The organism is Aeromonas sp. R6-2, from assembly GCF_040908155.1.
In the GTDB taxonomy this organism is placed as follows: domain Bacteria; phylum Pseudomonadota; class Gammaproteobacteria; order Enterobacterales; family Aeromonadaceae; genus Aeromonas; species Aeromonas schubertii.
On sequence record NZ_JBFODE010000022.1, the window covers coordinates 1 to 12892 of the forward strand.

The 12892-nt window shown below is 62.6% G+C and carries 14 protein-coding genes; 6 read left to right on the forward strand and 8 right to left on the reverse strand.

Translation table 11 applies throughout. The features are described from left to right. Positions 1–123 precede the first annotated feature (123 nt). Together AB5Y48_RS03005 and AB5Y48_RS03010 are read right to left on the reverse strand one after the other, a co-directional pair. Positions 124–1389, reverse strand: coding sequence for an inorganic phosphate transporter (locus AB5Y48_RS03005; RefSeq protein ID WP_050667748.1), 1266 nt, complete (start codon positions 1387–1389; stop codon positions 124–126). 21 nt (positions 1390–1410) lie between these two features. Beyond that, a complete protein-coding gene (locus AB5Y48_RS03010; RefSeq protein WP_050667747.1) occupies positions 1411–2091 on the reverse strand; it encodes a TIGR00153 family protein in 681 nt (226 codons plus the stop codon). 170 nt (positions 2092–2261) lie between these two features. On the opposite strand from AB5Y48_RS03010, the gene AB5Y48_RS03015 reads away from it, so the two are divergent. Beyond that, on the forward strand, positions 2262–3155 hold the full coding sequence (locus AB5Y48_RS03015) for an inorganic triphosphatase (protein ID WP_368163731.1): 894 nt from the start codon (positions 2262–2264) through the stop codon (positions 3153–3155). Positions 3156–3187: 32 nt separating this feature from the next. On the opposite strand, the gene lpxL is transcribed toward AB5Y48_RS03015, so the two are convergent. Further along, positions 3188–4108: an LpxL/LpxP family Kdo(2)-lipid IV(A) lauroyl/palmitoleoyl acyltransferase gene (gene lpxL / locus AB5Y48_RS03020; RefSeq protein WP_050667745.1), complete on the reverse strand. Its 921-nt coding sequence runs from the start codon at positions 4106–4108 to the stop codon at positions 3188–3190. 144 nt (positions 4109–4252) lie between these two features. Between lpxL and hldE the strand changes: the two genes are divergently transcribed. After that, the gene (gene hldE / locus AB5Y48_RS03025) at positions 4253–5680 is read left to right on the forward strand and encodes a bifunctional D-glycero-beta-D-manno-heptose-7-phosphate kinase/D-glycero-beta-D-manno-heptose 1-phosphate adenylyltransferase HldE (protein ID WP_050667744.1); all 1428 of its coding nucleotides are present in this window, start codon (positions 4253–4255) and stop codon (positions 5678–5680) included. 49 nt (positions 5681–5729) lie between these two features. Here the strand turns inward: hldE and AB5Y48_RS03030 are convergent, their stop codons facing one another. Next, on the reverse strand, positions 5730–6065 hold the full coding sequence (locus AB5Y48_RS03030; RefSeq protein WP_368163732.1) for a GIY-YIG nuclease family protein: 336 nt from the start codon (positions 6063–6065) through the stop codon (positions 5730–5732). Between the two features lie 32 nt (positions 6066–6097). Between AB5Y48_RS03030 and AB5Y48_RS03035 the strand changes: the two genes are divergently transcribed. Then, entirely contained in the window at positions 6098–6829 is a 732-nt protein-coding gene (locus AB5Y48_RS03035) for a hypothetical protein (protein WP_050667742.1), read from the forward strand. Here the strand turns inward: AB5Y48_RS03035 and rarD are convergent. Continuing rightward, positions 6823–7719 carry an EamA family transporter RarD gene (rarD, locus tag AB5Y48_RS03040; protein WP_136612797.1) on the reverse strand — a complete coding sequence of 299 codons (897 nt, stop codon included), beginning with the start codon at positions 7717–7719 and terminating at the stop codon, positions 6823–6825. The two genes, AB5Y48_RS03035 and rarD, sit on opposite strands and share 7 nt — an antisense overlap. Before the next feature lie 97 nt (positions 7720–7816). On the opposite strand from rarD, the gene AB5Y48_RS03045 reads away from it, so the two are divergent. Then, a complete protein-coding gene (locus tag AB5Y48_RS03045) occupies positions 7817–8401 on the forward strand; it encodes a uracil-DNA glycosylase family protein (RefSeq protein WP_050667740.1) in 585 nt (194 codons plus the stop codon). Here AB5Y48_RS03045 and AB5Y48_RS03050 read toward each other — a convergent pair. Further along, positions 8383–9246 carry a DMT family transporter gene (locus AB5Y48_RS03050; RefSeq protein ID WP_050667739.1) on the reverse strand — a complete coding sequence of 288 codons (864 nt, stop codon included), beginning with the start codon at positions 9244–9246 and terminating at the stop codon, positions 8383–8385. The genes AB5Y48_RS03045 and AB5Y48_RS03050 overlap by 19 nt on opposite strands. A 91-nt stretch (positions 9247–9337) precedes the next feature. Between AB5Y48_RS03050 and AB5Y48_RS03055 the strand changes: the two genes are divergently transcribed. After that, the gene (locus tag AB5Y48_RS03055; RefSeq protein WP_136612799.1) at positions 9338–10234 is read left to right on the forward strand and encodes a LysR family transcriptional regulator; all 897 of its coding nucleotides are present in this window, start codon (positions 9338–9340) and stop codon (positions 10232–10234) included. Here the strand turns inward: AB5Y48_RS03055 and znuB are convergent. Beyond that, positions 10231–11010 carry a zinc ABC transporter permease subunit ZnuB gene (znuB, locus tag AB5Y48_RS03060; protein ID WP_050667737.1) on the reverse strand — a complete coding sequence of 260 codons (780 nt, stop codon included), beginning with the start codon at positions 11008–11010 and terminating at the stop codon, positions 10231–10233. The two genes, AB5Y48_RS03055 and znuB, sit on opposite strands and share 4 nt — an antisense overlap. Before the next feature lie 3 nt (positions 11011–11013). Then, complete coding sequence (gene znuC, locus AB5Y48_RS03065; protein WP_368163733.1) at positions 11014–11772, reverse strand: zinc ABC transporter ATP-binding protein ZnuC; 759 nt, start codon at positions 11770–11772, stop codon at positions 11014–11016. 93 nt (positions 11773–11865) lie between these two features. On the opposite strand from znuC, the gene znuA reads away from it, so the two are divergent. Beyond that, entirely contained in the window at positions 11866–12750 is an 885-nt protein-coding gene (gene znuA / locus AB5Y48_RS03070) for a zinc ABC transporter substrate-binding protein ZnuA (protein WP_060583927.1), read from the forward strand. Positions 12751–12892 lie beyond the last annotated feature (142 nt).

A 12892-nucleotide genomic window follows, 5' to 3' on the forward strand; every position in this document is an offset into this window, starting at 1 on the left:
ATGCGCATAAAAAATCCGAAACCAATCAATAGGTTTCGGATTTTCACACATCAGAAGGATCGGTCAATGGATCCTTAACTGATCGGCATTAGGGCAGTTGCCCGGGCTTTTTCATCCGCTACATCAGGAGAAGATCGCCTTCAGGACGTAGAAGATGATGATGGAGAGGATGGCGCCAGCCGGCAGGGTGATGACCCAGGAGACCACGATGTTGCGCAGCACGCCCAGGTTCAGGGCGGCGATGCCACGGGCCAGGCCTACCCCCATCACGGCACCGACCAGGGTCTGGGTGGTGGAGATGGGCAGACCGGTACCGGAGGCGATCACCACGGTGGCGGCGGTCGCTAGCTGGGCGGCGAAGCCACGGCTCGGGGTCAGGTGGGTAATGCCGGTACCGACGGTGGCCATCACCTTCTCACCCATGGTGGCCAGACCGATGACGATGCCGATGCCGCCGAGCGGCAGGATCCACCAGGCGATGTGGGCCTTGCCGGCGATCTCGCCACCGGATGCGACGATGGAGGTCACCGCGGAGAGGGGGCCGATGGCGTTGGCCACATCGTTGGAGCCGTGGGCAAAGGCCATGGCACAGGCGGTGATGATCATCAGGATGCCGAACACCTTCTCCACGTTGGCGTAGTGCATCTTGCTGTCATCCTGCGGGTTGTAATTCTGACCGCGGATGTAGAACCAACCGGCCAGGGCCACCAGCAGGGAGATGCCGATGGAGAGCAGGATCCCTTCGCCGTCGGTCAGGTGCAGGCCGACGTGGGAGAGTCCCTTCTTGATGGTCACCAGGCAGATGACCAGCGAGGTGAGGAACATGTAGAAGGGGACATAGCGCTTGGCATTGGCCAGCGGGTTGTCGGTGTTGAAGATCAGCTTCTGTACGCTGATGAACATGAAGTAGGCGATGAGGCCGGAGAGAGCCGGGGTGATGACCCAGGAGCCGACGATGCCACCAAACTTGTCCCACTGTACCGACTCGGGGCCAATGCTCACCACGCCGAAGCCGACGATGGCACCGACGATGGAGTGAGTGGTGGAGACCGGCCAGCCAAAATAGGAGGCCAGGATCAGCCAGGCACCGGCAGCCAGCAGGGAGGCGATCATACCGAGTACCAGCAGGTCCGGGGTATCGGCAAAGGCCGCCGGGTCTATGATGCCGTTACGGATGGTGGCCGTCACCTCGCCGCCCGCCAGATAGGCGCCGGCGAATTCGAAGATCATGGCGATGATGATGGCCTGGCGGATGGTCAGGGATTTGGTCCCGACCGAGGTACCCATGGCGTTGGCCACATCGTTGGCACCGATACCCCATGCCATCATGAAGCCGAACACGGCCGCAATGAGCACCAGGGTGGTGCCATAGTTCGCAATAATATCCATCAATGTCTACCAGTCTGTGGATTAAGAACGAGCCAGCATCAGTTCCAGGCGCTCGCCTACGCGCTCTGCCTGGTCTGCCAGATCTCCTACCCATTCAAGGATCTTGTACAGGAACATCATATCGATCGGGTTGTACTGCTGCTCCACAGCCTGGAGCTTCTGACGCAGACCGATCTGCATGGCATCCGTGTCATCCTCGATCAGATCCAGTTGATGGATCATCTCGGCAACGAGTTCAACTTCGCGCCCCTTGAAGCCGGTCTCGAGCAGGTCGTCGAGCTCCTCGATGGCTTTCTTGGCCTGGGCGGTGGCATCGATACAGCGCTTGAGGTAGGCCATGAAGTCGGCCCGCATCTCGACGGGGAACTCCATGCGGCGACCCAGCATGCGGCCCGAGATATCCTTGGCGCGGTTGGCGATCTTGTCCTGCTGGGTCAGCAGTTCCAGCAGATCGGTACGGGCAACCGGCATGAAGAGACCGCGCGGCAGCTTGAGACGGATCTCGCGCTTGAGCACGTCGGCCTCTTTCTCGAGCTGGGCGATGTGACCACGAGCCTGTTCGGCCTGGTCCCAACGACCGTCGGCAACGGCATCGAAGAAGGGAATGAGCTGCTCGCAGCAGGTATGCACCTTGGCAATGTGCTTTTGCAGCGGCTTGATGGGGGACTTGGCAAAAAGTCCCAGGATAGTATTTACTGGCATAGCCAAACCTGTGTCGGTGAAAAAACACGCGATACGCTGTTGTGAGGGGCGCATGGTAACCGAACTGGGGGTGCAATAAAACCGTCATTTTGCCGCATTATGCCTATCGGATGTCGCCCGCTTTCCCCCATTTCGCCGCCAACCCGCCTCGCGCCTGCCTGGAAGCCAAGATGAGCCAAGAGATTGAAATTAAATTTTGCCTGAACCGGGCCGGTTCAGAAACGTTATCCACTTTTTTACCAAGGTTACCGATTGTGTCTCGTTCCTGTTACAAGTTGGGGAACAGTTACTTCGACACCCCGGATCTGGCGCTGCGCCGCCTCGACATGGGGCTGCGGATCCGGCGCTGGGGAGAGGAGGCCGAGCAGACCATCAAGTGCCGCGGTCAGGTGCTGGGTGGACTCCATGCCAGACCCGAGTACAACACTCCCATCGAGGGGGAACGGCCGGATCTCTCCCGTTTCCCCCGCGACATCTGGCCCGATGAGGAGACGGTGGCGTGGCTGCAGGCAAACCTGCATCCCCTGTTTCGTACCGACTTCCGTCGCGAGGCGCTGCAGTTGGCACAGTCCGGTGTGGCCATCGAACTGGCTCGGGATGAGGGGGAAATTGTGGGCCGCCTCGGCCGTGAGCCTATCGATGAGCTGGAGCTGGAGCTCAAGTCCGGTCCGGCCTCGGCCCTGTTCGATCTCGCCGAGCGACTGGCGGCCCTGGGTGGATTGCGCCCGGGGCATCTCTCCAAGGCCCAGCGGGGCTATCGACTGGCGGGACAGGCGGCCCCCTGGGCGCTGCGCTCTGAACGGCCAGCCGTGGACGATCTGGCCGCGCTGATGGAGGATATGCAGCACCATGAGGCCTGCTGGCTGGCGGGAGTGGCAGGCGCTGCCGAACGCATGGGAGAGGATGCCCGCCTGTTGCTGGCACAGGCCGAGGGGCGCCACTGGCGGGCCCCTCTGGCGAGCTGGTGGCGCCACTGGGAGGCGGCTCCCGAAGAAGCGCTCCTCTATGGGAGCGATTACGCCCTGTTCCTGCTACGACTCACTCGCCAGTTGCACGGCGCCTGAACAACGAAGCCCCTCGTCGAGGGGCTTCTTCATCAGTAGCGGGGGGGCATGCCATCCGGCACCGTCTTGAAGCGACGATGCAGCCACATGTACTGCTCGGGGGCGCGGCGCACTGCGGCCTCGACCACCTGATTGGTGCGGGTGGCATCGGCGATATCATCGCCGCTCGGGTACCCTTCGAGGGGGGCGCCGATGTGCAGCACATAGCCTTGATCGTCACGGATGTTGTAGCAGGGGAGGGTCACCGTATTCTTGACCCGGGCCAGGGTCGCCGTACCCGTGATGGTGGCAGCCTGCTCGACCCCGAAGAAGGGGACGAAGACGCTGGCGTGGCTGCCGTAGTCGTGATCCGGGGCATACCAGAGGGCGTCGCCATTGCGCAGGGCCTTGATCATCCCCTTCACATCGATGCGATCGACCAGATACTTGTTGGACTTGCAGCGGCCGTGATATTGGGCGTACTCCAGCACCGGATTGGTGTTGGGGCGATAGACGCCCACTCCGGGGCGCAACAGACCGAAGCAGCGGGCGTTGAGCTCCAGAGTCAGGAAGTGGCAGGAGAGCAGCAAGATCCCCTGACCCCGCTCCAGGGCCGCGATGAGGTGCTCTTCTCCCTCGACCCGCATCAGGTTGCGCATGCGCCAGTCTGGCCAGAACCAGGCCATGCCCACCTCGAAGATGGCGCAGCCGACGCTCTCGAAGTGGCGTACCAACAGGGCTTCCCGCTCTTGCTGCGAGAGTTCGGGGAAGGCCAGCTCGATGGAGCGGCGTGCCACCTTGACCCGTGACTTGAGCAGCGTCATGGCCAGGCGTCCCAGGCCTACTCCCAACCGCATCTGCCAGCGCCAGGGCAGCAGTACCAGCAGCCAGAGCAGGGCCAATCCGAACCACTGCAGCCAGTAGCGGGGATGGAACAGACGAGGCTCCAGACGGGGAAGACGTTCGGCGGACATGGGCGCTCCTTGTGGGATTTCAGAGGGCGGATTCTAGCCGAAAAGCGATGCGATAGGGGAGATAGTATCGCCGGAAAGCTGCTCTGGGGCGTGCAGGCATGCTAGAATCCCGCCCAGTTTTTCCGCTTCGAGAGAGCATTTCAGATGAAGATCACCCTGCCCGATTTCAATAAGGCCCGAGTCCTGGTCGTTGGCGATGTCATGCTGGATCGCTATTGGCATGGTCCGAGCAGTCGCATCTCCCCCGAGGCTCCGGTTCCCGTGGTCAAGGTGGAGCATATCGAGGAGCGCCCGGGCGGCGCCGCCAACGTGGCCCTCAACGCCGCGGCCCTGGGGGCCCACGCCACCCTGCTCGGCCTGACCGGGCAGGATGAGGCGGCCGACGCCCTCGAGGGCAAGATGGCCGGCGTCAAGGTCGCCTGTGATTTCGTGCGGCTGGATGACTACCCCACCATCACCAAGCTGCGCGTGCTGTCTCGTAACCAGCAGTTGCTGCGCCTCGACTTCGAAGAGGGGTTCCACTCCGTCGATGCCGGCCTGCTGATGGCGAAGATCGAGGCGGCCCTGCCCCAGAGCGATGTGATGATCCTCTCCGATTACGCCAAGGGGGCGCTCAACGACGTGCCCGGCATGATTCAGCGTGCCCGTGCCGCCGGTATTCCGGTTCTGGTCGACCCCAAGGGCACCGATTTCGAGAAGTACCGCGGTGCCACCCTGCTCACCCCCAACATGTCCGAGTTCGAGGCCGTGGTGGGCAAGGTGAAGAGCGAAGAGGAGCTGGTCGAGCGTGGTCTCGAGCTGGTGCGTCGCTTCGAGCTGGATGCCCTGCTGGTGACCCGTTCCGAGAACGGTATGACCCTGATCCGCGACGGGCAGAGCGAGCTGCATATGCCGGCCCAGGCCCACGAGGTGTACGACGTGACCGGTGCCGGTGATACGGTGATCTCGACCCTGGCCACCTCTCTGGCCGCCGGCAAGAGCCTGGATGAGGCCTGCGCCCTGGCCAACACCGCTGCCGGCATCGTGGTCGGCAAGCTGGGGACCTCTACCGTCAGCCCGGTCGAGCTGGCCAATGCGCTCTACTCCGAGCACGAGACCGGTTTTGGCGTCCTCTCCGAGCAGCAACTCAAGGTGGCGGTCGAGGCGGCACGCCGTCGTGGCGAGAAGATCGTCATGACCAATGGCTGCTTCGATATCCTGCATGCGGGCCATGTCTCCTACCTGGCCAATGCCGGCAAGTTGGGGGATCGCCTGATCGTGGCCGTCAATACCGACGAGTCGGTGCGTCGCCTCAAGGGGCCGGGTCGTCCGGTCAATCCGACCGAGCGCCGCATGACGGTGCTGGCCGCGCTGGGCGCGGTGGATTGGGTGGTGCCGTTTGGTGAAGATACCCCGCAGCGTCTCATCGGTGAGATCCTGCCGGACTTGCTGGTGAAGGGGGGTGACTATCAACCCGAGGATATCGCCGGTTATGCCGAGGTGACGGCCAACGGCGGTGAGGTGAGGGTGCTGAACTTTGAGGATGGCTGTTCCACCACCGACATCATCAAGACCATTCGCGAGCGCCGTTAAAAGCACCGACGGAAGGGAACAAGAGACCGGCCATTGGCCGGTCTCTTGTTTATGGGGCAGCGCTTAAGGTGCCACGCAGTGAGTCCCAACGGGCCGGCTCCGCGACAAGCTGCTCCTTGCGGGCCTTGGGCAGGCGCTTGAGGCGGTACTCGAGGCGCAGTGCCTCGTCACGTTCACCCACCTCCTGCTGCCAGACCAGGGTCAAGGGTCCCTGACCGCGCAGGCGCCGGGCTCCCTTGCCGGATTGGTGTTGTTCCAGCCGGCGCTGCGGGTCTGTGCTGATGCCGGTGTAGAGATGACCGCACCCGGTGCGGACCAGATAGATAAACCACATGGAAGAGAGCCTATCGGCAGGGCGAGCATCTGACAACGAGTTCGCTATCATTGACATACTAACGGCATGGATATGGAGCGAGTATGGCAAGAGGGTGGTGGATCGGCCTGCTCTTCTGGATCCTGCCCGTCTGGGGGGAGACGGTTCGGCTTTATAACTACCATCAGCATCCTCCCTTCATGACAGCCCCGCAGCAGGGGCTGACCTGGGCCCTCGCCGATTACCTTAATGAGAAGTTGGGAGAGCCCCTCTTCGAGGTGTGGACGGTCAATCGCTATCGCCTGCAACTGGAGATGGATCAACCGGACTTCAAGGGGGTGGTGGCCTGGGTCAATCCGGCCTGGTTCGGGGATGAGGGGCGCCGCCGCTATCTCTGGAGCCTGCCCATGATGCGCGATACCAATGAGCTCATCTCCAGTCGCGACCATCCGATCGACTATCGGGGGCCGGACAGCATCAAGGGGCTCACCTTCGGGGGCATCATTGGCTATCACTTCGCGGCGGTGGATGGCCTGGTGGCGAGTGGCCAGATGAAGCGCAGCGATGCCAAGCTGGCCAAGACCAACCTGGACCTGTTGCTGCGTCATCGCATCGACATCACTATGGTGCCGGGCTCCGCCCTGAACTGGTTTATTCTGCGCCCCGAGTACCACGACAAGCTATACGTCTCGCCCTTCCCGCTGTTTAGCTATACCCGTCATCTGCTGCTCTCCCCCAATCTGGAGACGCTGCACCGCCGGCTGATCCCCATCATCGATGCCATGGACACAGACCCGATCTGGCACCAGACCATGGCCCGCTTCATGCCTCACTGAGGCGGCCGTGACAAGGCGCGTCGCCTGAGGCGATGCAAGGGGAGCAGGCTGACCAGCAGCCCCGCCCAGACGAACATGAAGCCCACCTCCTTGACCGGGTCGGGGTGCTCCCCAAACCAGAACACGGCCAGCAGAAAGGCCAGGCTTGGCTCTATGTACTGAAGCAGCCCCACAGTACTGAGGCGGGTGCGGATCATGCCGTAGCAGAAGAGACCTACCGGGATCAGGGTCGCAGGGGCACTGCCCATCAACATCAGGCGGTCACCCAGGCTACCGTCCAGAAAGAGGCTGGGGTGACCCGAGAGGGTCAGCCAGAACACGAAGAGCAGGGCCAGGGGCAACTGGACCAGGGCTTCCAGGTAGAGGCTCTGGTCGGTCGGGTAGTGGATCTTCTTCTTGATGAGGCCATAGACGGCGAAGTTCCCGCCCATGATGAGGGAAAACCAGGGTAACTCACCGTACTGGAACAGCATGTAGGCGAGTCCGGCCAGGGCCAGGGCGACCGCCAGGTGCTTTTGGGGAGTGAGGCGTTCCTTGAGGAAGAGCACCGCCAGCACGATGTTAAATAGCGGCGTCATGAAGAAGGCGAGGCTGGTGGCCAGCACCTGACCCGTGGTGAGGCACCAGGTGAACATACACCAGCTGATGGACATGACAGGGCCCGCGCAGAGGATCAGCAGCAACTGGCGTGGCTCGGCCCGCAATGTTGCCCAGGGAACAGGGCGTGCAGCCAGACGCATCAGCAGCGCCAGCAGGACTACGGACCAGATGACCCGGTGCGAGAGCAGCTCCCACATGTTGATCGTGGGCAGAAACTGATAGTAGAGGGGGAGCAGGCCCCACAGGACGAATGAGAGGGCGACCACCCCAGGTCCGAGCAAAAGTGGCATGATGTGTCTATTAAATTAAACAGTTGTGGCCCAGTTTAGGTCTCTCTTCATTCGGGGACAAGCGGCCACGAAGGAAAAAATCGGTTAGCATGGGCGAATGGAAACCCTGTCTTCTCTGTTTGAGCGCATTCGCGCCTGTCGCCTCTGCGAGGCACAACTCCCGCTGGGGCCCAGACCCGTGATCCGTGGCAGCGAGCAGTCGCGTCTGCTCATCGTGGGCCAGGCGCCGGGGGCCCGGGTGCATGCCAGCGGTATCCCCTGGGATGATGCCTCGGGTGAACGGCTGCGCGACTGGATGGGGTTGGACAAGGCGCGCTTCTATGACGAGTCCCGTATCGCCATCATGCCCATGGGGCTCTGCTATCCGGGGCGAGGACGCTCCGGCGACTTGCCACCGCGTCCCGAGTGTGCCCCCCTCTGGCACCATCAGGTGCTGGCGCTCATGCCCCGCATCGAGCTGACCCTGTTGGTGGGGCAGTATGCCCAGCAGCACTATCTGGGAGCGGCCTTTCGCGGCACCCTGACCGAGACAGTGCGCCACTGGCGCGACATCACGCCTGCCATCCTTCCCCTGCCGCACCCTTCTCCACGCAATACCCTGTGGCTCAGAAAAAACCCCTGGTTTGAGGAGCAGCTGCTCCCTGTCTTGCGTGATCGGGTCGATCAGTTGCTGGCGACCTGAGGCTCGGGAGGCTTGCGCTCACCACGGGCCATGGCCAGCAGCGGCAGCACGATACAGAGGCTGCCAAGCAGCAGGGGCAGGCCGGGTTGCTCGTTGAAGAGCCAGATCCCCACCGCCACGGCGGCGAGCAGGCCTGTGTATTCGGCAGAGGCGATCTTGCTGGCCTCGGCCTTGCGATAGGCGAGCACGCAGAGGCCGGCATAGACGACGATGAGGGCCGACGAGCCGAAGGCTGGCCACAGCATCTGCCACTGCCAGGGCTCCCCCTCCCACCAGACCAGTCCCAGCACCAGCGGCATGCTCAGCACATTGGTCAGAAACAGGGTCTGTACCACCGGCTGCCGTTGGGGCAGGCGTTTAATCAGCAGGTTGTTGACCGCCATGCTCAAGGCGACGCCGAGGGCCGCCAGGGCTGCCCAATTGATCTCGGTGGGGCGCAACACGATAAGCACACCGGTAAAGCCGAGCAGGGCGGCCATCACCTTCTGGCGGGAGAGGGCTTCGCCCGCCAGCCATACCGCGAGCGGAACCATCAAGAGCGGCGCGGCATAGAAGAGGGCATTGGCGGTGGCCAGCGGCAGCCGGGTCAGGGCGATCACCATCATCACCACTCCGACGGCCCAGATGTGAGAGCGCAGCAGATGCCAGCGCAAGGCCAGCGGCGGGTGGCGGCGCAGGGACCAGAGCAGCAGCGGCAGCAGCATGATGGCGGCCGAAATCTGACGAAAGAAAACAAACTGAAACACGGGCTGGTCCGGATCCAGCACCTTGACCAAGGCATCGGAGAAGACCGCGACTATGTTTCCCAGCACCAGATAGAGGATGCCGATCCCGACTGCATTCATACCACCTCCACAACAACTGGGATTCAGAGTAGCGAGGGCGGTATCATCTAGTAAAATGATGAAAAATGACGACCCATGAGGTTTTTGGATAATGAAACTTCCTCCCCTGCGCGCGGTGCACTACTTCGAGGCGGTGGCACGGCTGCAGAGTTTCTCCCGGGCCGCCGTCGAGCTGGCCGTGAGTCAGAGTGCCGTCAGCCACCAGATTCGCCAGCTCGAGGATTACCTTGGGGAGACACTGTTGCTGCGCCAGGGGCGGCGTGTCTCCCTGACGGGGGCGGGTGAGATCTATCTGGAGGGGGTGACCGGTGGGCTCAGCCAGATAGCCCAGGCCAGCGAGCAGTTGCGCGGCGGCGGGGAGATGCGGGTTCGTCTCGCTCTCTACAGCTCGTTTGCGGTCAAGTGGTTGATCCCCAGGCTGAGCGGACTGCGCCAGCAGCACCCGGAGCTGGAGCTGGAGCTGGAGATGGTGGCCGAGGATCCCCTGCTCTCGGATCGGGTGGCCGACTGTTTTATTACCGTCGCGCCCCAGGCCAGGGGCTACAGCCATGATCTGCTCTATCGAGAGCGGCTCTTTCCGGTCTGCAGCCGCCGCCTGTGGCAACAGGTGGAGGGGAATTGGCCCGTGGCCCTGTGGCAGCTTCCTCTGCTCTCTATTCAGGCGATTTACAAGGAGAAGGGGGAGGATTGGCGGCGCTGGGCCGAGGCGGGCGGGCTGGTCATCCCCCCTGAGGCGCATATGCACCACTTCAGCCACGTCTTGCTGGCCATGGAGGCGGCCAACTGGGATCAGGGGGTTGCCCTCATCAATGACTACATGTTGCAACCGGAGGAGGGCAATCTGATCCGTTTGCCTCTGCATCCTCTCGAGACCGGGGATAACTTCTACTTCGTCTGCAAGCGATCGCGCCTGCACGAGCCGGCCATCAGCCGGCTGCGCCAGTGGCTCTGGATGGAGACACAGGGGAGCCTGCGCCCCCGGGACTAGGTGCGTTTGAGTTGGGCCACCGCAAACAGCAGGGCGGCACTGACCACCACCGACGGACCGGCCGGCGTGTCTTTGAACCAGGAGAGCAGCAGCCCTCCCGCCACGGCCAGGCAGCCAATCAGAGAGGCCAGGGCCGCCATCTGCTCCGGAGTACGGCTGAAACGACGGGCCGTGGCGGCCGGAATGATCAGCAGGGAGGTGATGATGAGGGCGCCGACGAACTTCATGGCGACTGCGATCACCAGCCCGATCAGCAGCATCAGCAGGGCGCGCAGCAGATCGACCCTGACCCCCTCGACTCTGGCGAGCTCCTCCGAGACGGTCATGGAGAGCAGGGGATTCCACAGCCGCCACAGCACCAGCAACACCAGGACCCCCCCACCATAGATCCAGAGCAGATCGTCAGGTTGGACCGAGAGCAGATCCCCGAACAGGTAGGCCATCAGATCGACCCGCACGCTCTCCATGAAGCTCAAGGTCACCAGCCCCAGCGAGAGGGCACTGTGGGCCAGAATGCCGAGCAGGGTATCGGTGGCCACCAGCTGGTTGCGGCTCATGACGAAGAGCAGCAGGGCCATGGCCAGGCAGCAGAGCACTACGGCCAGGGTCAGGTTAACCTGCAGCAGAATGCCCAGCGCGATGCCAAACAGGCAGGCATGGGAGAGGGTATCGCCAAAATAGGCCATCTTGCGCCAGACCACGAAGCTGCCGAGTGGGCCGGCCAGGGCGGCGATGCCGAGGCCGGCGGCCAGGGCGTAGAGAAGGAAGCTGTCCAAGGGTTACTCCTGGCGGGAAGGCAGGCGGATGACGGGAGCGGCTCCGTGGTGGTGCTCCCCGTCACAGTGGTGGTGATGGGTGTAAACCGCCAGCTGCTCCCGTTCGGGGCGACCGAACAAGCGGGCAAATTCGGGATGGCGGGCCACGCTCTCCGGTGCTCCGTGACAGCACACATGGCCGTTGAGGCAGACCACCTCATGGGTGCTGGCCATCACCAGATGAAGGTCGTGCGAGACCATGAGGACGGCGCAATCGAGCTCCCGAGCCAGCTCGCTGATGAGCGCATAGAGCTCGACCTGGCCGCTCACATCGACCCCCTGTACCGGCTCGTCGAGCACCAGCAGTTCGGGCTCCACACGCAGGGCCCGAGCGAGCAGGACGCGCTGCAGTTCCCCCCCGGAGAGTTGCTGCATCCGACTCTCTTTCAGGTGCTCGGCTCCGACCCGGGCCAGCACTTCGGTGAGGGAGCGACGGGCCCCTCTGGCCAGCTTGAGAAAGCGTTCGACCGTGAGGGGGAGGGTGGGGTCCAGGTAGATCTTCTGCGGTACATAGCCGATCCGCAGGCGGGGCATGCGGTTGATGATTCCCCGGTCCGGGGCCAGCAGACCCAGCACCAGCTTGCTGAGGGTGCTCTTACCGGCGCCGTTGGGGCCGACGAGGGTAGTGATCTTCCCCTTCTCGAGGGAAAAGGAGACCTTGTCGAGCACGGTACGCCCCTCAAACGCGAGAGAGACATCCTTGAGCTCCACCAGTGGGTTCATGAAGAGACTCCGGGGTTTACTGCAGCAAGAATTGTTATACTATAACACTTTATGACGACAATGTTACCACGCTACGCGAGCCGTTGAGAGCCCATGAAACGCCTTTTTTTAACCCTGATCATGCTGGGGGCAAGCCTGCCCGTCGCCGCCATCGAGGTACTGACCACCCTTAAACCCATCGGTTTTATCGCAGCCGCCATCACCCGGGATGTGACCGAGCCCCGGGTGCTGCTGCCGGCGGGGGCCTCTCCCCATGACTTTGCCCTGCGCCCCTCGGATCTGCGCCGCCTCGACGCCGCGGACCTGGTCATCTGGGTTGGCCCCGAGCTGGAGAGCTTTCTGGTCAAACCCCTGGCGGGAAAACCGAACCTGTTGACACTGCTGACCTTGCCGGGTCTGCCTGTGCACCACTATGCCGAGGGGGAGGAACATGATCACGACGATCATGACGGGCATCACCACCACGGTAATCTCGATCCCCACATCTGGCTCGGCCCCGATTTGGCCGCCCCCATTGCCCGAGCCATTGCCGCTCGCCTCGTTGAGCTCGATCCCGCCAATGCCGACCGTTACCGGGGCAACCTGGCGCACTTCGAGCAGGCCTTGGCCGCCAAAGACACCCTCATCAGAGAGCGGATGAAACCGGTCCAGCAGAAGGGATACTTTGTCTTCCATGATGCGTACGGTTACTGGGAGCGCCATTACGGCATGCAATCCAGGGGGCATTTCACCGTCAGCCCGGATCGCCGCCCCGGAGCCAAGACCCTGGTGACCATCCGTCAGGCTCTGGAGGCACACCAGGCTCAGTGTGTGTTTGCCGAGCCCCAGTTCAGGCCCGATGTGATCGAGTCGGTGGCACGCAACACAGGCGCCAAAGTGCTACTGCTCGATGAGTCCGGAGGGAATTATCCCATGGGGCCGGAGGCCTACCTGGCGTGGATGGAAGGGATGGCAAATGCCTTCGCGGCTTGCAACTAAGCCAGATGCTGTAGGGGGTGGTGTAGCCTGAGTCGGTAAAACGGGTCACAGGGAGAAAATCAGACGCAACACATTACTTCCGTTTTTTGCGCTTTGCTGCTACTTGTTTGTAACAAGCTGTTATTCTTTGCTCCCGTTTAAT

Bases quoted from the DNA above. Each gene is read 5' to 3' on its own strand.
- AB5Y48_RS03030 (WP_368163732.1), bottom strand. From the start codon at position 6,065: ATGATAGCGAACTCGTTGTCAGATGCTCGCCCTGCCGATAGGCTCTCT.
- hldE (WP_050667744.1), top strand. From the start codon at position 4,253: ATGAAGATCACCCTGCCCGATTTCAATAAGGCCCGAGTCCTGGTCGTT.
- AB5Y48_RS03055 (WP_136612799.1), top strand. From the start codon at position 9,338: ATGAAACTTCCTCCCCTGCGCGCGGTGCACTACTTCGAGGCGGTGGCA.
- AB5Y48_RS03010 (WP_050667747.1), bottom strand. From the start codon at position 2,091: ATGCCAGTAAATACTATCCTGGGACTTTTTGCCAAGTCCCCCATCAAG.
- AB5Y48_RS03015 (WP_368163731.1), top strand. From the start codon at position 2,262: ATGAGCCAAGAGATTGAAATTAAATTTTGCCTGAACCGGGCCGGTTCA.
- znuC (WP_368163733.1), bottom strand. From the start codon at position 11,772: ATGAACCCACTGGTGGAGCTCAAGGATGTCTCTCTCGCGTTTGAGGGG.
- lpxL (WP_050667745.1), bottom strand. From the start codon at position 4,108: ATGTCCGCCGAACGTCTTCCCCGTCTGGAGCCTCGTCTGTTCCATCCC.
- AB5Y48_RS03045 (WP_050667740.1), top strand. From the start codon at position 7,817: ATGGAAACCCTGTCTTCTCTGTTTGAGCGCATTCGCGCCTGTCGCCTC.
- AB5Y48_RS03050 (WP_050667739.1), bottom strand. From the start codon at position 9,246: ATGAATGCAGTCGGGATCGGCATCCTCTATCTGGTGCTGGGAAACATA.
- znuA (WP_060583927.1), top strand. From the start codon at position 11,866: ATGAAACGCCTTTTTTTAACCCTGATCATGCTGGGGGCAAGCCTGCCC.
- AB5Y48_RS03035 (WP_050667742.1), top strand. From the start codon at position 6,098: ATGGCAAGAGGGTGGTGGATCGGCCTGCTCTTCTGGATCCTGCCCGTC.
- AB5Y48_RS03005 (WP_050667748.1), bottom strand. From the start codon at position 1,389: ATGGATATTATTGCGAACTATGGCACCACCCTGGTGCTCATTGCGGCC.
- rarD (WP_136612797.1), bottom strand. From the start codon at position 7,719: ATGCCACTTTTGCTCGGACCTGGGGTGGTCGCCCTCTCATTCGTCCTG.